The sequence below is a fragment of the Melghirimyces thermohalophilus genome (assembly GCF_900102685.1).
Taxonomy (GTDB): domain Bacteria; phylum Bacillota; class Bacilli; order Thermoactinomycetales; family DSM-45169; genus Melghirimyces; species Melghirimyces thermohalophilus.
In genome coordinates, this window is the sequence record NZ_FMZA01000001.1 from 157,283 (window position 1) to 174,996 (window position 17,714).

At 53.4% G+C, this 17,714-nt stretch carries 17 protein-coding genes and 1 other annotated feature; all 17 genes read left to right on the top strand.

Annotated elements, in window-relative coordinates; all coding sequences use genetic code 11:
- The first annotated feature begins 28 nt into the window (after positions 1 to 28).
- The 17 genes from murG (at position 29) to ileS (ending at position 17,639) form a co-directional block, all read left to right on the top strand.
- Positions 29 to 1,138, top strand: coding sequence for an undecaprenyldiphospho-muramoylpentapeptide beta-N-acetylglucosaminyltransferase (gene murG / locus BLP91_RS00885; protein WP_091565556.1), 1,110 nt, complete (start codon positions 29 to 31; stop codon positions 1,136 to 1,138).
- Between the two features lie 113 nt (positions 1,139 to 1,251).
- Positions 1,252 to 2,160, top strand: a complete 909-nt coding sequence (gene murB, locus BLP91_RS00890) for a UDP-N-acetylmuramate dehydrogenase (protein ID WP_091565559.1) — start codon at positions 1,252 to 1,254, stop codon at positions 2,158 to 2,160.
- A 14-nt stretch (positions 2,161 to 2,174) separates the two neighbouring features.
- Positions 2,175 to 3,446 (top strand): UDP-N-acetylglucosamine 1-carboxyvinyltransferase, encoded by a 1,272-nt coding sequence (murA, locus tag BLP91_RS00895; RefSeq protein ID WP_091565561.1) that lies wholly within the window; start codon positions 2,175 to 2,177, stop codon positions 3,444 to 3,446.
- 147 nt (positions 3,447 to 3,593) lie between these two features.
- A complete protein-coding gene (locus tag BLP91_RS00900; protein WP_091565564.1) occupies positions 3,594 to 4,322 on the top strand; it encodes a cell division protein FtsQ/DivIB in 729 nt (242 codons plus the stop codon).
- Positions 4,323 to 4,579: 257 nt separating this feature from the next.
- Positions 4,580 to 5,812: a cell division protein FtsA gene (gene ftsA, locus BLP91_RS00905; protein ID WP_091565566.1), complete on the top strand. Its 1,233-nt coding sequence runs from the start codon at positions 4,580 to 4,582 to the stop codon at positions 5,810 to 5,812.
- A 40-nt stretch (positions 5,813 to 5,852) separates the two neighbouring features.
- A complete protein-coding gene (ftsZ, locus tag BLP91_RS00910; RefSeq protein WP_091565569.1) occupies positions 5,853 to 6,962 on the top strand; it encodes a cell division protein FtsZ in 1,110 nt (369 codons plus the stop codon).
- 221 nt (positions 6,963 to 7,183) lie between these two features.
- Positions 7,184 to 8,092: a sigma-E processing peptidase SpoIIGA gene (spoIIGA, locus tag BLP91_RS00915; protein ID WP_091565572.1), complete on the top strand. Its 909-nt coding sequence runs from the start codon at positions 7,184 to 7,186 to the stop codon at positions 8,090 to 8,092.
- A 32-nt stretch (positions 8,093 to 8,124) separates the two neighbouring features.
- The gene (gene sigE, locus BLP91_RS00920) at positions 8,125 to 8,847 is read left to right on the top strand and encodes an RNA polymerase sporulation sigma factor SigE (RefSeq protein ID WP_091565575.1); all 723 of its coding nucleotides are present in this window, start codon (positions 8,125 to 8,127) and stop codon (positions 8,845 to 8,847) included.
- A gap of 361 nt (positions 8,848 to 9,208) precedes the next feature.
- On the top strand, positions 9,209 to 9,988 hold the full coding sequence (gene sigG / locus BLP91_RS00925) for an RNA polymerase sporulation sigma factor SigG (RefSeq protein ID WP_091565578.1): 780 nt from the start codon (positions 9,209 to 9,211) through the stop codon (positions 9,986 to 9,988).
- Positions 9,989 to 10,085: 97 nt separating this feature from the next.
- Positions 10,086 to 10,391 carry a YlmC/YmxH family sporulation protein gene (locus tag BLP91_RS00930; RefSeq protein ID WP_091565581.1) on the top strand — a complete coding sequence of 102 codons (306 nt, stop codon included), beginning with the start codon at positions 10,086 to 10,088 and terminating at the stop codon, positions 10,389 to 10,391.
- Positions 10,392 to 10,451: 60 nt separating this feature from the next.
- Positions 10,452 to 11,282: a peptidoglycan editing factor PgeF gene (gene pgeF, locus BLP91_RS00935; protein ID WP_091565584.1), complete on the top strand. Its 831-nt coding sequence runs from the start codon at positions 10,452 to 10,454 to the stop codon at positions 11,280 to 11,282.
- Entirely contained in the window at positions 11,283 to 11,984 is a 702-nt protein-coding gene (locus BLP91_RS00940) for a YggS family pyridoxal phosphate-dependent enzyme (RefSeq protein WP_091565588.1), read from the top strand. It abuts the gene before it with no gap.
- Between the two features lie 22 nt (positions 11,985 to 12,006).
- Entirely contained in the window at positions 12,007 to 12,417 is a 411-nt protein-coding gene (locus BLP91_RS00945; RefSeq protein WP_342670257.1) for a cell division protein SepF, read from the top strand.
- Positions 12,418 to 12,421: 4 nt separating this feature from the next.
- Positions 12,422 to 12,688: a YggT family protein gene (locus BLP91_RS00950; RefSeq protein ID WP_091565593.1), complete on the top strand. Its 267-nt coding sequence runs from the start codon at positions 12,422 to 12,424 to the stop codon at positions 12,686 to 12,688.
- Positions 12,688 to 13,467, top strand: coding sequence for a YlmH family RNA-binding protein (locus BLP91_RS00955; protein WP_091565596.1), 780 nt, complete (start codon positions 12,688 to 12,690; stop codon positions 13,465 to 13,467). The genes BLP91_RS00950 and BLP91_RS00955 overlap by 1 nt, the downstream gene beginning before the upstream one ends.
- Before the next feature lie 107 nt (positions 13,468 to 13,574).
- Positions 13,575 to 14,432 carry a DivIVA domain-containing protein gene (locus tag BLP91_RS00960; protein WP_091565600.1) on the top strand — a complete coding sequence of 286 codons (858 nt, stop codon included), beginning with the start codon at positions 13,575 to 13,577 and terminating at the stop codon, positions 14,430 to 14,432.
- Between the two features lie 166 nt (positions 14,433 to 14,598).
- Positions 14,599 to 14,820: a binding site (T-box leader), on the top strand.
- A 50-nt stretch (positions 14,821 to 14,870) separates the two neighbouring features.
- The gene (gene ileS / locus BLP91_RS00965) at positions 14,871 to 17,639 is read left to right on the top strand and encodes an isoleucine--tRNA ligase (protein ID WP_091565603.1); all 2,769 of its coding nucleotides are present in this window, start codon (positions 14,871 to 14,873) and stop codon (positions 17,637 to 17,639) included.
- Positions 17,640 to 17,714 lie beyond the last annotated feature (75 nt).

Consider the following 17,714-nt stretch of genomic DNA (forward strand, 5'->3'; position numbering starts at 1 on the left):
AAGACTGATCGAAAACGGGTGATAACATATGAAAAAAGTATTACTTTCCGGGGGCGGAACCGGTGGTCATATCTACCCCGCCCTGTCCATCGCTAAAGCGGTTCGCCGTCAGAACCCCCAAGCGGAGATCGGTTACATCGGAACGAAAAATGGTTTAGAAGCGCGCATTGTTCCAAAGGAAGGGAACATTCAATTTTTTGATGTGGAAATTCAAGGGTTTCGTCGCAAGCTTTCCCTGGACAACCTGCAAACCGTGGCCAAGTTTCTCCGTGCGGTGCGGGATTGCAAACAGTATATCCGGGATTTCCAGCCGGATGTGGTGGTGGGGACGGGGGGGTATGTCAGCGGTCCTTCCTTGTATGCTGCCGCCCGGATGGGCGTTCCGACGCTGATTTTGGAGCCGGATGTGTTGCCAGGCCTTACCACCCGCTTTCTTTCCCGTTATGTGGATACGGTAGCCGTCAGCTTGAGTGGGTCGGAGAAACATTTGACCAAAGCGGAGCGGATCATTCATACGGGGAATCCCCGGGGGACGGAAGTGGTCCGCGCCAACGCCGAAGCGGGCAGGGAATCGCTGGGGATTCATGATGCGGACAAGCCGGTCATCTTGATTTTTGGCGGCAGCCGCGGGGCCAAGCCCTTGAATGATGCTGTCACCGAGATGATGCCTAAGATCCGGGAAGCACGCCACCTCCATTTCGTCTATGTGACGGGAGAGGTGCATTATGAGACGGTTACTGCTAATATAAAGGACGACATCACTAACCTGACTGTAAGGCCATACATCTATAACATGCCCGACGTTCTCGCCGGAACCTCTCTGGTGGTGGGTAGAGCGGGAGCTTCTACCTTGGCGGAGTTGACCGCTTTGGGGGTTCCTTCCATCATGATTCCATCTCCTTATGTGACCAATAACCACCAGGAAGCCAATGCGCGCTGGCTGGAAGAACAGGGAGCCGGCCGCATGATTCTGGAGCGGGAGTTGAGCGGGGAGCGCTTGTGGGAAACGATTCGCGAGATCGCAGAAGATGCTGATCGCCGCCGGCAGATGAGCGAGACCGCCCGTCAATTGGGTCGTCCCGACGCCGCTGGCGAGATTGTTGAAGAATTGGAACGACTGGCTGGAAAAGTTAGTTGACCGCAACTGTCGGGCAGGCTTTCGTCACACAATGTTGGCGGGGGCATAGACTATCGTATACCGTGCCCGGATATCACTTTCAAGCTGAGTGTCTGCGAAAGGAGGCCCCACCTGTGGAGCAAATCGCTCAAGAGATCAAAGAATCCCAAGTTCGGGATGTTCGCAGCAACGAACCACTGTCACGCCACACAACCTGGAGGGTGGGCGGGCCAGCGGATATCCTTATCTACCCGCGAACCAAAGGAGAATTGGAACGGACCATGGCGGTCATCCGTAAACATGGGATTCCCTGGAGAGTGATCGGGAAAGGTTCCAACTTGCTGGTGAGAGACGGGGGGATCCGCGGAGCCGTGATCAAAATGGGAAATGGCCTGGACGAGTGGCGGATCGACAAGGACCGAGTGACGGCGGGAGGTGGACTCTCCTTTGTTAAACTGTCGGTTCTTGTGAGCAGGCAGGGCCTTACAGGTCTGGAATTCGCCGGTGGTATTCCTGGTACTGTTGGCGGTGCCGTCTTTATGAACGCCGGCGCTCACGGTTCCGAGCTGTCCCACGTGTTGGAATCCGCCGAAGTGCTGCTGGAGACTGGCCAATGGGCGGTCTTTTCTAACCAGGAGCTTCAATTCAGTTACCGGACCTCCATTTTGCAAAGGGAAAAACGAGGAGTGGTCACCGAAGCCACCTTCCGTCTGCAAGAAGGAGACCGGGAACAAGTACTTTCCGCCATGGCCAAATTGAAAGATTATCGCAGACAGACCCAGCCGTTGCAGTATCCTTGTGCGGGGAGCGTTTTCCGCAACCCGTCGGGTGATCATTCCGGCCGGCTGATCGAAGCCGCCGGCTTGAAGGGATACCGGGTCGGCGATGCCGAAGTGTCAACCCAACATGCCAACTTTATCATCAACCGAGGGAACGCGACGGCAAACGATGTTCTCACCCTGATTGAGCACATCATCGGAACCATCGAAGATAAATACGGTGTCACCCTGGTACCGGAAGTTCAGGTGGTGGGCGAGGGGTAGACGGAGGTGGAACATTGGAGCAGTTTGTCATCAAAGGCGGAAAACCTCTGTACGGAACCGTTCGTGTTCAAGGCGCGAAAAATTCAGCTCTTCCCATCCTGGCCGCCACACTTTTGGTCGGGGGGATCCACGAGATTCAGGATGTGCCCCGACTGTCCGATATTGATGTGATGAACCGGATTTTAAAAGCCCTCGGCGTCAAGTTCAGGTGGGAGAGCAATCGTATCAAGCTGGAAACCTCTTCCCTCCGGACGACACACATTCCCGAAGCATTGATGCAACAGATGCGATCTTCCATCTTTCTCATGGGGCCTTTGTTGGCCCGCTTCGGTGAGGTTACCGTTTTCCGGCCTGGTGGATGTGCCATTGGAGCCCGTCCCATCGATCTTCATTTGAAAGGATTGAAGTCGCTGGGAGCGGAAATTCGGGAGGAGGAAGGCCATATCCACTGTCAGGCTTCAAAACTGGTGGGGGCAGACATTTACCTCGACCTTCCCAGTGTAGGAGCGACAGAAAATATTATGATGGCGGCGGTGTTGGCCGAAGGGGAGACCGTGATCAAAAATGCTGCGAGGGAACCGGAAATTGTGGATCTCCAGCGGTTTTTAAACCGGATGGGTGCCGACGTTCACGGAGCAGGAACGGATACGGTCAAAATCCGGGGTGTCAGACGGCTTCATCCGGTTTCATACGAAATCATTCCGGACCGCATTGTGGCGGGGACGCTGGCGACAGCTGCCGTTGTTACCGGTGGTGAGGTCTTGTTAACCCATGTGGTACCGGACCACATGCGGTCTACCTTACATCTTCTGGAGCAGACCGGGGCTGAAATAAAGATCGAGGGAGATGCTCTTTGGGTCCGCGGTACCCTTCGACCGAAAGCTGTCGGTGAAGTGATGACCCAACCGTATCCGGGATTTCCTACGGATATGCAGCCGCAGATCATGGTTCTGTTGTCTTTGACAGAAGGAACTAGCTACATTTCTGAACGAATTTTTGACGGCCGTCTAAGGCATGTCGGTGAATTGATCCGGATGGGTGCCAATCTGCGTCAAGGTCACAATCGGGTGGAAATCCGGGGGGTTCCTACCCTCACCGGAGCCAGAGTGGAAGCGACGGATCTTCGCGCGGGAGCTGCGTTGGTGACTGCCGGCCTCGCTGCCCGAGGAACGACTTGTGTGAGTGGTTTACATCACATCGATCGAGGCTATGAGCGCTTGGATCAGACGTTCCTGCGTCTGGGCGGACAGATTCAGCGCTACCCAGGAAAGGTGGCCTCCTTGTAATCTGCAGCGGCACACAGGAGTGCGGCTGCTTTTTTTTATGCAGTTTTTTAAAAAACCCCGTCCCGGACGTTTGCCTCTTTGTGGTACCATAGATGAAGATTCCATCGAACCCTCCCCGGGCGGGGAAAAGCGAAGGAGTGGTCGCCTGTGGATGAGCGGGTTCCGCCGTTGCGCCCCTCGAATCATGGTCGAAAGCCCCCGTCGGTTACGGCCATCTTTTTTATTCTTCTGTTTTTCCTCGGGATTGGTGTGGTACTCTTTTTGAAGTCACCCCTGAGTGAAATACGGAACATCCGGATTGAAGGGAACGAACTGGTTTCGGATCGGGAGGTACTCGAAACCATTCGTCTGGTGAAGGGGACGTCTTTTTTCCACTGGGATGCGGGACAGGCTGAAGAAGCGTTGACCACCCTTCCCGAAGTTCGTGACGCTTCCGTCACCAAATCTTTTCCCTCCGCGGTTCGCGTTCGGCTCAACGAGGTGGAACGGGTGGGCTATTGGTCTCGTGGAGACCGGCTGTACCCTCTTTTATCCGATGGTTCCGTGTTGAGAGAGGATCCTTGGGAAGGTGAGGTGGACCGGCCGGTGATCCGCGGGTTGAACAAAGGAGAGGTGTTGATATCTGTCGCCAAAGGCTTATCCCGTTTATCCCCAGGGGTGATTGACGAAATCTCGGAGATTCGTCCCGGACAGGATGATACATATTCCGATCTGGTAAAGGTATATACGCGCCGGGACCATTTGATTCACGTTCGGGCACGGGATTTTGGCGAAAAAGTGAAATACTACGCCCATTTCAAAAACCGTCCCCCGGGGACGCTGAACTTGCTGGAGAGCACCTGGTACGTTCCCGGTACCCAACACCGGGAGCCATAAGGCGCTGTGATCGAGTTTCGGTTCGACCCGTGACAGCGATTTTCGGGTTACCGCTCCTGATCGTTTCACAACGCTATCAGGGAGATGGGTGGAAAGGGGGAAGAAAAAGTTGGGAGGGAAAAAGGGGAAAAAACGGTGGATGTTGAATTATTGAGGTACAAGCGGAACTTCCCTTCGCTTCTCCCCTCTTGCAAGTAGAGAGAGATACCATTTCCACCACCATGTATCAGAATCTCGGGCAAGGAGGTGCCCAGGATTTGAGCAGTGGAGAGTATATTGTAAGCCTTGATATAGGCACATCGAAGGTGCGGGTTATCGTCGCCGAAGTCACCCGAGAAAATACCCAGATTGTCGGCGTCGGCTCCGCAGTCTCCAAGGGGACGAAGAAAGGGGCCATTATTGATATTGACCAAGCGGTTCAATCGATCCGTGAAGCGATAGACCATGCCGAGCGGATGGTTGGAATAGACATATCCAATGTGTTTGTAGGGATTTCCGGTCATCATGTAGCCCTTCAATCCAGCCATGGAGTGGTGGCGGTTTCCGGAGAAAACAAAGAGATCGGTCAGGAAGACATTGATCGGGTGATGCAAGCTGCCCGCGTGGTGGCTCTCCCTCCGGAACGGGCGGTCGTGGAAGTGGTCCCCAAACAGTTTGTGGTGGATGGTCTGCGAGAGATCCAGGATCCTCACGGGATGGTGGGGGTCCGTCTCGAAGTGGAAGCGACCATCGTGACCGGCGCCAAAACGATCATTCACAATGTGCTTCGGTGTGTGGAAAAGGCCGATCTGTCGGTGGCCGGGATTATTTTATTGCCTTTGGCGGCGGGGGAAATTTGTCTATCGACTGATGAGCGAAACATGGGTGTCGTGCTGGCCGATATCGGTGGCGGAACCACATCCTTGGCTGTGTACGAACAAGGTCACTTGTCAGCCACTAGCGTTCTGCCCATCGGGGGTGAATACATCACTCACGACATTGCTTACGGTCTACGCACGCAGACGGAAACCGCGGAAAAATTGAAGCGAAAATATGGTGTCGCTTTGGTGGAGGAAGCGAACGAGGAGATCACCTTTGAGGTTCAAACGATCGGCAGCCATCGTGAAAAAACCGTCAGTCAGAAAGAATTAGGGATGATTATTGAACCTCGGGTGGAGGAAATATTTCAATTGATCCGGGATGAAGTGGAATCGATGGGATACGTGGACGAACCGGCAGGGGGATATGTTTTGACCGGCGGCGTGATGTCGATCCCTCACGCTCTCGGAGCAGCCCGGAACCAGTTGGGACAGGCGGTCCGAATGGTTTCCCCCCGTCACATCGGTGTGGAGGATCCTTCCTTCACCAGCGGAGTGGGGATGATCCATTATATCCGTCGACGTTTTTTACACCGGCTGCCTGAAGGTAACGGCCAGCAACGATCCTCAAATAAAAAAGGGGGCCACTCCACCTGGATGAAGCTGAAAAACTTTTTCGGTGAGTTCATCTGAGGTCCTATAGAGAATTATACTGATATTGGAGGGACAATCGATGTTGGAGTTTGATATGGAAGTGGAACAAATCGCTCAAATAAAAGTGATCGGTGTCGGCGGGGGCGGCAGCAATGCGGTAAATCGGATGATTGACAGCGGGGTGCAGGGAGTCTCTTTTATCGCCGTCAATACTGATGCTCAGGCGCTCAATCGTTCCCAGGCACCGGTAAAACTCCAGATCGGTGAAAAGTTGACTCGGGGACTGGGGGCAGGAGCCAACCCTAACATCGGGAAGAAAGCGGCGGAGGAGAGCCGGGAAAATGTGGAGAACGTATTAAAAGGTGCGGATATGGTATTTGTCACCGCCGGGATGGGGGGCGGAACCGGAACGGGTGCCGCTCCGGAGATCGCGGAGGTGGCCCGGGAGCAGGGTGCCCTCACCGTCGGTGTGGTCACCCGTCCCTTCACCTTTGAAGGCCGGAAACGCTCTCTACAGGCGGATCAGGGAATCGCGGAGCTGAAAGATAAGGTGGATACCTTGATCGTGATTCCCAACGACCGGCTCTTGGAGATCGTGGACAAAAACACTCCCATGCTGGAAGCGTTTCAAGAAGCGGACAATGTACTTCGGCAGGGTGTTCAAGGGATCTCTGATTTGATCGCTGTTCCAGGTTTGATCAACCTAGACTTTGCCGATGTGAAGACAATCATGACTGAACGGGGTTCAGCACTGATGGGGATTGGCGGGGCCACTGGTGAATCCCGGGCGACTGAAGCGGCCAAAAAGGCGATTTGCAGTCCCCTCCTGGAAACCTCCATCGATGGAGCGCGGGGGGTGCTGATGAATATCACCGGGGGAACCAATCTCAGTCTCTATGAAGTGAATGAGGCGGCGGATATTGTTGCTTCCGCCTCAGATCCCGAGGTAAACATGATCTTCGGAGCTGTCATCAATGAAGACCTGAAGGATGAAATTATGGTCACGGTGATCGCCACCGGATTTGATACGCAGAAGGAAGCAGAGGTCGGACAGCGGAAACCAGATTTCGGTGTGGAACGGGAAAACCGTCCTTCCACGGAGAAAACCAGCCAGATCGATATCGTCAAACCAAAGTCCGACGGGGGGTTGGAGATTCCCACCTTCCTGCGCCACCGCCGTAAGAAGTAAACCTTTTCTATTCTTTCAAGCTCGTTGGCCCTATAACTGGCCGACGGGCTTTTTCAATATGGAAGGATTCACATCTGATCTCGCTCTATTCTCTGGCTTCTTTCATGGACTCTCTCCAAAAAACGACAAAATAAGTATTCGACGGGCAGCAAGTTTAGACAGACATTGAAATAGGATTTAGATATACTGGTAACACCTTGAGCAGAGGAAGGGAACAAAATATGGTTGTTTATGCTGACATGGTATTTGCTCTCAACCTCTGTATCGATTTTTTGTTGTTGTGGTTGACTGCGGCAATCAGACGCCAGGAGACCTCCATCTGGCGTCTATTGACAGCTGCTTTTCTCGGTGCGTGTTTTGCTGTGGTACATCTGTTGCAGCCCTTGGCTCTTACTTATACGTTTCTCGGAAAAATGCTCTTTTCCGTTCTAATGGTCTGGGTGGCGGTCGGTTATCGCGGTCCGCTGGCCTTTGTCCGGAACCTGGGTGTCTTTTACCTGATTTCCTTTGTGACTGGAGGGGGGATGTTTGCACTCCACTATGTCTTTTCCGGAGACGTCCAAGCATCGGGCGGTATGCTCCTTACTCAATCCTACGGGTGGGGCTCTCCCGTCTCCTGGGTATTTGTGCTGTTGGCTTTTCCTCTGGTTTGGTTTTATGCCCGTCTCTCCTTCGGATCGATTCAGGAACGTCAGTCGGTCAACCATCACCTGACCCGGGTGGCAATCCGGATCGGAAATCACAAACTGGAATGTGTGGGTCTGATGGATACCGGTAACCAGCTCCGGGATCCGATTACGCGCACACCGGTGATGATGGTGGAATTGGAACCTCTGCTTCCCTATCTTCCGCCGGCAGTGGGTAAATTAGCCCGGGAACAGAGCTGGGAGCGACTAAGTTCGGAACTGCCCAGCGATTGGATGACTCGGATCCGGTTTATTCCATTCCGCGGAGCGGCCAGTGACGGCGGGATGATGTTGGCGTTGAAGCCGGAGGGGGTGGATGTATTCCAGGATGGCACCTGGAAGGAAGCGGGGAAGGTGTTGATCGGGTTGGACAGCAAACGGTTGTCCAGCGACGGGACCTATCAGGCGATACTGCATCCTGCCTGCATGCCGACTGCGGGGTGAGTGAGGAAAAACAAAGATTGGAGGTTGAGTGTATGGTCGTCAAGTGGAAGTTGGCTTTGCAACTCCTCTGGTATCGTATCCTTATGCAAATGGGGTTGAAAGGAGAAGAAATATATTATATCGGGGGAAGCGAAGCACTTCCTCCACCGCTGACCCGGGAAGAGGAGGCCCATCTGTTGGACCGTCTTCCCAACGGGGATGCAGCGGTTCGCGCGATGCTGATCGAACGGAATCTGCGCCTGGTCGTCTATATCGCCCGCAAGTTTGAAAACACAGGAATCAATATCGAGGATTTGGTCTCCATCGGAACGATCGGATTGATCAAAGCGGTCAACACCTTCGATCCGACAAAAAAGATCAAACTGGCCACCTACGCTTCTCGCTGTATCGAAAATGAAATTTTGATGTTTTTGCGCCGCAATAACAAAATTCGTTCCGAAATCTCTTTTGATGAGCCGCTTAACATGGACTGGGATGGCAATGAACTGCTCTTGTCCGATGTGATGGGGACGGAGAGCGATATGATCTTTCGCAATATTGAGGAACAGGTGGACCGAAAAATTCTGCGGGCCGCCCTATCCAAACTCTCCGACCGGGAGCGTAAAATTATGGAGCTGCGCTTCGGTCTCAACGGAGAAGAAGAAAAAACACAGAAGGATGTAGCCGACCTGTTGGGCATTTCCCAGTCCTACATCTCCCGCTTGGAAAAGCGGATCATCAAACGATTGCGCAAGGAGTTTAACAAAATGGTGTGAGGAATCCCCGCCCCGGTCATTTCCCGGTGGCGGGATTTTTTTATGAGCTCAAATCCACGGTCTGTCCCTTGTTTCATCCTTTTGCGATCCAGGGAGGGCGGTGCAACCACTTATAAATTTCCCATCTCAGGAGATACTTGACAATGAACTTCCCGCATCACGGTCTCCCCTTCTAAGTTGGTGTGAAATGGGATCGATCATCAGGGGAAGGCTGCAAGGCGGGACCCAGCCAGTGATTTTGGAATCTACCGCTTCGGTTCCTTTTGTGGGCCGTTCGGGGGATCGGGGATTGAGGTCCGGATTCCCCGAGCCGCAACCGAGAGCCGTCGCTTCAGGCATTGCTTCCGTAGGAGGGGAACCCATGGCGCGAAACAAAGTAGAAATCTGTGGAGTGGATACCTCGAAACTGCCTGTACTAAAAAATGAGGAAATGCGTACCCTCTTTCGCTCCCTGCAGGAGGAGGGAGACTTATCAGCACGAGAAAAATTGGTGAACGGAAACCTTCGGCTGGTGCTCAGCGTTATCCAACGTTTCAACAACCGGGGAGAAAATGTGGACGATCTGTTTCAAGTGGGATGCATCGGTTTAATGAAAGCCATCGACAACTTCGACCTGAGTCAAAACGTCAAGTTTTCCACCTACGCCGTTCCCATGATTATCGGGGAGATTCGCCGGTATCTCAGGGACAACAATCCGATCCGGGTTTCCCGGTCCCTTCGGGATATTGCCTACAAAGCGCTTCAGGTACGGGATACATTGACTTATCGCCATTCAAGGGAACCGACGGTCAATGAGATCTCCAAAGAGCTGAATGTATCTAAGGAAGAGGTCGTCTTCGCCCTGGACGCGATCCAGGATCCTGTTTCTCTTTTTGAGCCTATTTACCAAGACGGGGGCGATCCTATCTACGTGATGGACCAGCTCTCCGACGATGAGAACAAAGACCTTCACTGGGTGGAGGAGATTGCTCTCCGGGAAGCCATGGAACGACTCAACAATCGGGAAAAAATGATTTTATCCATGCGCTTCTTTGATGGAAAAACGCAGATGGAAGTGGCTGACGAGATCGGAATCTCCCAAGCGCAAGTTTCGCGTCTGGAAAAGGCGGCGATCCATCAGATGAATAAATTTATTCAATGACCGCACCGGATGCGGTTTTTTTTTGCGTGGACCAGCGGGGCATAATACCCGCCTGTTTCATATACTTGAAGTAAAACCGAAAGACAGGGTGGGCCGCATGATAAAAATTTCCGAACTGCAGTCCAAAGATGTGGTGAACGTAAGCGACGGCCGGAAGCTGGGTCAGATTTACGATCTGGAAGTCGATCTGCGCCTGGGTAAGGTGAAAGCGTTGATGATTCCCGGAGAATCTCGCATGTTCGGGTTGTTTACAGGGGGAAAGGAATGGGTAATCCCCTGGAATCAGATCATCCGGATCGGTGCCGATGTGATTCTGGTCCGGCTGGAAACTCAACGCGATTTCAGTGAGGAAACATCGGATTCCCGTCCGCTTTTAACCAACCCGGATGCACTTAATCGCTGATGGAAGGATCGCTTTGTCTCTTTCCCGGGCTATGGTAATATGGTTAGGGGAGGGAAACCGATGGAACCGTTTCAGTTACAGGATGACGTTTCTGTTCCTTATTTTTCTCTCCGATCCTGGGAAAGGGAATTTCCGCATTTGGCGGCAGGGATTAGTGCCAGGGACGGAGAATCCGTAGAGAACCCAAATAGCACCAATTATGCACTACATGTGGGCGGTCGACGGGAAACGGTGATCCAAAACCGAAAACGATTAGCCAGCCGATTGGGTATGCCGTTTTCTTCCTGGACCTGCGGTGAGCAGGTGCACGGAGTGGCGATCCGTGAGGTGACTTCCGCTGATCGAGGAAAGGGTCGGGAGTCCATGGATTCCGCTTTTCCGGAGACAGACGGGTTGCTTACCCGGGAACCCGATCTTCTGCTGACCTCTTTTTACGCTGACTGTGTTCCTCTCCTGTTTTATAGCCCTGACCCCGCTTGGATCGGGGTGGCTCACGCGGGCTGGCGGGGGACAGTGGGAAAGATCGGTTCCCGGATGGTACGAGAAATAGTCCGTCGGGGAGCCGCCCGGGATCAGATCCATGTCGCCATCGGTCCATCGATCGGTGGTTGTTGTTACGAGGTGGATGAGAAAGTGGTGATGCCGCTCAAGGACGTATTGCCCAACCCGGGTCGGGCGGTGGTGCAGCCATCTGGCAGGGGAAAGTGGAAGCTGGACCTGAAGGAGGCCAATCGACAGCTGCTGTTAAAGGAAGGACTGAAGGAAGACCAGGTTGTGATGACGGGCTGGTGCACCTCATGCCATCCGGATCTCTTCCATTCCCATCGCCGTGATCACGGGAAAACCGGGCGTATGGTTGCCTTTATCGGAATGAGAAAGGATGACGAATGATTGGATCAAATCGAGCAAAATCTGCACCAGGTAAAGGAAAACATCGCTGCTGCATGTCGGCGTTCCGGACGGAATCCCGATGAGGTTCGAATTGTCGCCGTGACCAAATATGTCGATCTGGAAACCACCCGCCGGGCACTGGATGCAGGTCTGACTCACATCGGGGAGAGCCGGGCCCAAGAGGCGGTACCCAAATGGGAGCAGCTGGGGGATCGAGGTATTTGGCATTTTATCGGTCATCTTCAGAGCAATAAAGCGAAAGCGGTGGCGGGACGCTTTACATATGTTCATTCCTTGGACCGCTTCTCTCTGGCTAAAGAACTGAATCGTCGTTCGGAGGCGGCTGGCCGGCCGACACGCTGTTTTGTACAGGTGAATGTTTCCGGAGAAGCGTCCAAACACGGCCTCGATCCAGTGGAGGTGAAGGAGTTCGTCGAGCAGGCGGCGGAATTTCCTTATCTTCAGTTGGAAGGATTGATGACGATGGCCCCCTTTACAGAAGACCCGGAAGAAGCGCGACCGGTTTTTCGCCGGTTGAAAGAGCTGCAGCGAGAACTGCAGCAGTCCGGGGCTTCCGGGACGGCTCTTCCTCATCTGTCCATGGGCATGTCCCGGGACTATCAGGTGGCTGTCGAAGAAGGGGCGACCTTTGTTCGTTTGGGCTCGGTGCTGGTTGGCGAGGCTTACCCTAAACAGCGGTAAGGAGGCGGCGCCGTTGAGTTTTATGGAGCGAGTGATGGTGTTCTTCGGGCTTCATGATGAGGAGGGACAAGCCGGAGGTTATACCGATAGCGATGCGGAAGAGACCCATCCCCGGCAGCGGAAAAACGTGGTCTCTCTGCACGCCGCTCAAAAACAGGTTCGGGTGATGCTTGCAGAGCCGCGTTCTTATGATGAAGTCCAAAATATCGCGGATTATCTCAAAAACAACCGGACCACGGTGGTTAGTCTACAGCGTCTACCCCAGGATGAAGCAACGAAAGTGATTGATTTCCTGAGTGGAACCGTCTATGCTTTAAACGGGAACATCAGTAAACTGAGTCCGGTAACGATCATCTGCAGCCCTGCCAATGTCGATATTCAAGGATCCATCAGTGAACTGATTTCCGATGAAGTGAACGATTTGTTGAGGTGACCCCATGATCTATGAAATTGTACACACACTCTTTACGATCTACCGGGTTTTAATATTCGGCTATATTCTGTTATCCTGGTTTCCCCAGGGAAGGGAATCTCCTGTAGCGCTCTTTCTTGCGCGTGTGGTGGAACCGTACCTGACGATTTTCCGCAGCTTTATCCCGCCCCTGGGGATGATCGATATTTCCCCGATCGTCGCCCTGATCGCTTTGTCATTTATTGAGCAAGGGGTCTACTTTGTGCTCAACCTGCTCCTGGGGGTCTTTTGATGACGCGGAAGGACGACCGTCTTCGCCACTTCCGTCCCGATGAACGGATGTTTGCCGAACGGGTATTGGATTGGGCGGATCAGGCGAATCGGCAATACCGTTCCGTGCTCACACCCTTTCTAAACCCGAGGGAGCAGACCATCGCTGGCATTTTGGTTCGGAGTGTTCCCGATCTGAACGCGTTTTTCGACGGGGGATTTCAGGAAGCAGAACGGAAACGGGGGCGAATTGTTCCCCCCTATGTGACCGAAGGCGATCATGGTTTGACCTTCCTCTCCCTGGAGCCGGCGGATCGGATTTCTCAATTGAAACATCCCGATGTGCTCGGCTCGTTACTAGGATTGGGTATAAAACGGGAAGTGGTCGGGGACATCCTGGTTGGGGATGCCGGCTGTCAGGTGGTGATCGCCACAGAGGTTGCGGATTTTATCCGGATGCAGTTCACCCATGTCGGAGGATTACCGGTACGAATGAGGGAGATCTCACGGAATGAGCTTCAGCCGCCGGAGATACCGACCCGGACGGTGACAGCCTCTGTTGCTTCCTTGCGACTCGATGCGGTAGCGGCGGAGGCTTTCCGTTTGTCCCGCAATAAGGCGGTGACGTTGATTAAAGGCGGAAAGTGTCGAGTCAACTGGAAGACCTCGGATGATCCGGCTGAACCCGTCAAAGAGGGGGATATGCTCTCTCTTCGCGGTTACGGCCGGACCCGGATCGGCCCTCTCCTGGGCGAAAGCAGGAAAGGCCGCACCCAGATCCAGCTCATCCGATACTTGTAGTCTGGAAAACTCCTGCAATTGGACAAGATCATATAGCCAATTGGGAGGAATTCTGCTACCATTGTAGAATAGAAAATGGCATAGCAAAGTCCTGAGGAGGTGCCAACATGCCGCTTAGTCCCTTGGATATACACAATAAAGAGTTTAAACGATCCTTTCGCGGCTATGATGTAGATGAAGTCAACGACTTCCTCGATCAGATCATTAAAGATTTTGAGTTTCTGATTCGGGAGAAACAACAACTAGAACAGCAAGTGGAAGAGTTGCAGCAAGAGCTGGAGCATGCCCTGGAGGAACAGATGGTATCTCCTTCCCAGAACACGCAGCCGCCGGTTCCGCCCCAGCCGCAACAACAATCACCGCAACCGCGTTACCAACAACCCGAACCTCCTGCACCGGTTCAGCAGCAGCCTTCTACATCTTCCCTCTCTTCCATGGAACAGAGCATTCACAAATCGATTCGCGTCGCTCAGGAAGTGGCCGAGGAGGTTCGCTTGAATGCCAAGAAGGAAGCAGAGCTGATTGTTCAGGAAGCGGAGAAAAACGCGGACCGGATTATCAACGAGGCATTGCAAAAAGCTCGGGAAGTCCACTCCGAACTGGTGGATCTCAAGCAAAAATCAACGGTCTATCGGGCCCGTTTCCGTACCTTGGTGCAATCTCATCTGGATATCCTGGACAACACCGATTGGGAGTCCTTGGAGGAGCTGGAAGAAGGCCTGGATGAAGTCGGAAAGCAACTGGATCAGTATGCTGAGGAACATGGAACGGACAACCTGACCCTACAACAATCGGGCGAAGAATATGGACAGCCCCAAGACTACGGACAGCAAGGTTACAGCCCTCATGGATCCTTGGAAGGCACCAACCCGGGTTATGATCAAGGTTACATGGAAGGGGAAGATGAAGCCCGCCATGAACTGCGCCGGACTTCGCGCAAAATGAAACGAAAGGCTATGTTCTAATCTGATTTGCTTTTAAATATCCCGAATGGTATAATTTAGCAACCTTCGTCGGATGGCACAGTGAATGCCGACCGAGGCGAGCGAAAACGGGTTGGGGCGAGATCACACCCGGCCCTGAACAAGCCGGTCACGGACCCTGTTGAGAAGGTCAAAAAAGGGTTTCGCTGTAATGGCGAAGAACGGGAGAGTAGGCAGTGCTGCCACGGTTCAGCGAATTAGGGATGGTGAAAGCCTAATCCGTGCACCTGTTGAAGATCACCCGGGAGCCGTCACCCGAACTAGAGTAGGGTGGACCGTCGGATCCACGTTACGGATCGGTAAAGCGGGTCCTTCCGTTTCCACGAAGGGCTTATTAGGGTGGTACCGCGGGTAACTTCTCGTCCCTACTGGGATTGAGGAGTTTTTTTATTTGCTGATGTGTCAAGGAGTGAGAGTTGAGTGGACTATAAAAAAACCCTGAATCTGCCAAAGACACAGTTTCCGATGCGGGGAAATCTCCCCAACCGGGAGCCGGAAATGCAGAAGTGGTGGGATGAAATCGATATTTACCAACAAGTTCAGGAAAAACGGAAGGGAAAACCGAAATTCGTCCTGCATGATGGCCCCCCCTATGCCAACGGAAACATCCATATCGGCCATGCCTTAAATAAGGTGCTGAAAGACTTTATCGTCCGCTATCACTCGTTACAAGGGTATGACGCTCCGTATATTCCCGGTTGGGATACCCATGGCCTCCCGATCGAACATGCGATTGTCACCAAAAAGGGAGTGGATCGCAAGAAAGAGAATCCGATTCGCTTTCGCGAAATGTGTGCCGAGTATGCCTGGTCCTTTATTGACCGGCAACGGGAACAATTTAAGCGGCTCGGCGTTCGCGGGGATTGGGAACACCCTTATGTGACGTTGTATCCGGAGTATGAAGCCCGTCAGATTCGCATTTTCGGCGAAATGGTGAAGAAGGGTTACGTCTATCGCGGATATCGTTCCGTTTACTGGTCTCCTTCTTCGGAAACGGCACTGGCGGATGCGGAAGTGGAATACCGGGATAAACGCTCTCCCTCCATCTACGTAGCCTTTCCGGTGAAGGATGGAGGTGGGGTGCTCCCGGAAGAGAATACCGATGTCGTGATTTGGACCACCACCCCTTGGACGCTGCCGGCCAACCTGGCCATCGCACTGAATGCTGATTTCACCTACGCTCTGGTGAAGGCAGGGGATCGCCGCTTCCTCCTGGCTGAGGAACGGGTCGATGAAGTGATGGAACTGGCCGGAATCAAATCTTATGAAAAAGTAGCCACCTTCCAAGGTTCCCAACTGGAAGGTTTGACCTGCCACCATCCCTTCTATGATCGGGAGAGTCGCTTGGTCCTGGGGGATCACGTCACTCTGGAGACCGGTACCGGTTGTGTCCATACGGCACCCGGCCACGGAGCGGAAGACTTTGAGCTGGGCAAGAAATACGACTTGGGCGTATTGTGCCCGGTGGATGAAAAAGGTTTCTTTACTGCAGAGGCGCCTGGGTTTGAAGGCATGTTTTACGACAAGGCCAACAAACGGGTGACGGAGATCCTGGAAGAGAAGGGGGCGCTGTTGAAGCTCACCTTCATCACCCACCCATATCCTCATGACTGGCGCACCAAAAAACCGGTGATCTTCCGGGCGACCGAGCAGTGGTTTGCCTCTATCGATGGTTTTCGGAAGGATATGCTGGAAGCGATTAAAGAGGTGAGGTGGACTCCTGCCTGGGGAGAGGTTCGGCTGGCCAATATGGTAGCGGACCGGGGCGATTGGTGTATCTCCCGGCAGCGGGTCTGGGGTGTGCCGCTTCCGATCTTCTATTGCCGCTCCTGCGGAGAGCCTTATATCAATGACGATTCCATCGATAAGATTTCCCGCCTTTTTGCTGCGGAAGGTTCCAACGCGTGGTTTGCCAGGGAGACCGAGGAGTTGCTGCCCGAGGGGGCGGTCTGTTCCCAATGCGGAAATGACAGTTTCCGCAAAGAAACCGACACCATGGATGTCTGGTTTGATTCCGGAAGCAGTCACGCCTCCGTCCTGGAACAGCGGGAGGATGCCCAGTGGCCAGCCGACATGTACCTGGAAGGTTCCGATCAGTATCGGGGCTGGTTTAACTCCTCGTTGTCCACGGCAGTGGCCACCAAAGGGACGGCCCCCTATCGACAGGTGCTGTCTCACGGTTTTACTCTCGACGGGGAAGGACGCAAGATGTCCAAATCACTCGGCAACACGATCGACCCCTTGAAAGTGATGAAACAATACGGTGCGGATATCCTCCGCTTGTGGGTCTCCTCAGTGGATTACCAGGCTGATGTCCGGGTATCCGATGAGATTTTGAGACAGATTGCCGAAGTGTACCGCAAAGTTCGTAACACACTCCGTTTTCTTCTCGGCAACCTGGCTGATTTTGATCCCGACCGGGACAAGGTGGCGGTGGATCAACTGGAACCGATCGACCGGTATGCGTTGATCAAACTGCAGCGGCTGGTGGGACGGACGACTCAGGGGTATGAGGATTATGATTTTCACTCCGTCTATTCCAATATCCATTACCATTGCACCGTCTTCCTCAGCCAGTTTTATCTGGATGTGCTGAAGGATCGGCTCTACATCCTTCCCCAGGAGGATCGCCGGCGCCGCTCCGCCCAGACGGTGATGATGGAGACGCTGTTGGCCTTGGTCAAGATGTTCCATCCGATCCTGCCTCATACCACGGAAGAGGTTTGGCAATATGTCCCCGGCCGGGAAACGGAAAGTGTCCAGTTGACCGATTTTCCACAGGTGGATTCCTCGGTGTTGGATGAAAAACTGGAAAGCAAGTGGGATGCTCTGATGGAACAGCGGGATACCGTGTTAAAAGCGCTGGAAGAGGCGCGCAATGAAAAAGTGATCGGTAACTCCCTCGGAGCTTCGGTCAAGCTGTATCCCTCGGAGGAGAAGTTCCAACTGCTGAACAGTGTGGACCATCTGGAGGAGCTATTTATCGTCTCCCAGGTACGTCTGATGCAACCCGGTGACCAACCGGAAGGTGAAACCGTCGAAGGGGATGGCCTGCGGGTGAAAGTGGAACCGGCTGAAGGGGAGAAATGTCAACGCTGCTGGGTGATCAGCCCTATAGTGGGACAAAACGAAAAATATCCCGACTTGTGCGACCGTTGTGCGGATATTGTGGAAGAGCACTACGCGTAAGGCTGAAACGATCAAAAAAGGATTGCTCGCGATGCGGGCAATCCTTTTTTGTGCAAAAAAACCATGACCGGATGG

What these genes read in the sequence shown, in the direction of transcription:
- murG (WP_091565556.1), top strand. Translation starts at nt 29, where the DNA reads ATGAAAAAAGTATTACTTTCCGGGGGCGGAACCGGTGGTCATATCTAC.
- ftsZ (WP_091565569.1), top strand. Translation starts at nt 5,853, where the DNA reads ATGTTGGAGTTTGATATGGAAGTGGAACAAATCGCTCAAATAAAAGTG.
- spoIIGA (WP_091565572.1), top strand. Translation starts at nt 7,184, where the DNA reads ATGGTTGTTTATGCTGACATGGTATTTGCTCTCAACCTCTGTATCGAT.
- sigE (WP_091565575.1), top strand. Translation starts at nt 8,125, where the DNA reads ATGGTCGTCAAGTGGAAGTTGGCTTTGCAACTCCTCTGGTATCGTATC.
- sigG (WP_091565578.1), top strand. Translation starts at nt 9,209, where the DNA reads ATGGCGCGAAACAAAGTAGAAATCTGTGGAGTGGATACCTCGAAACTG.
- BLP91_RS00930 (WP_091565581.1), top strand. Translation starts at nt 10,086, where the DNA reads ATGATAAAAATTTCCGAACTGCAGTCCAAAGATGTGGTGAACGTAAGC.
- pgeF (WP_091565584.1), top strand. Translation starts at nt 10,452, where the DNA reads ATGGAACCGTTTCAGTTACAGGATGACGTTTCTGTTCCTTATTTTTCT.
- BLP91_RS00945 (WP_342670257.1), top strand. Translation starts at nt 12,007, where the DNA reads ATGGAGCGAGTGATGGTGTTCTTCGGGCTTCATGATGAGGAGGGACAA.
- BLP91_RS00950 (WP_091565593.1), top strand. Translation starts at nt 12,422, where the DNA reads ATGATCTATGAAATTGTACACACACTCTTTACGATCTACCGGGTTTTA.
- BLP91_RS00955 (WP_091565596.1), top strand. Translation starts at nt 12,688, where the DNA reads ATGACGCGGAAGGACGACCGTCTTCGCCACTTCCGTCCCGATGAACGG.
- BLP91_RS00960 (WP_091565600.1), top strand. Translation starts at nt 13,575, where the DNA reads ATGCCGCTTAGTCCCTTGGATATACACAATAAAGAGTTTAAACGATCC.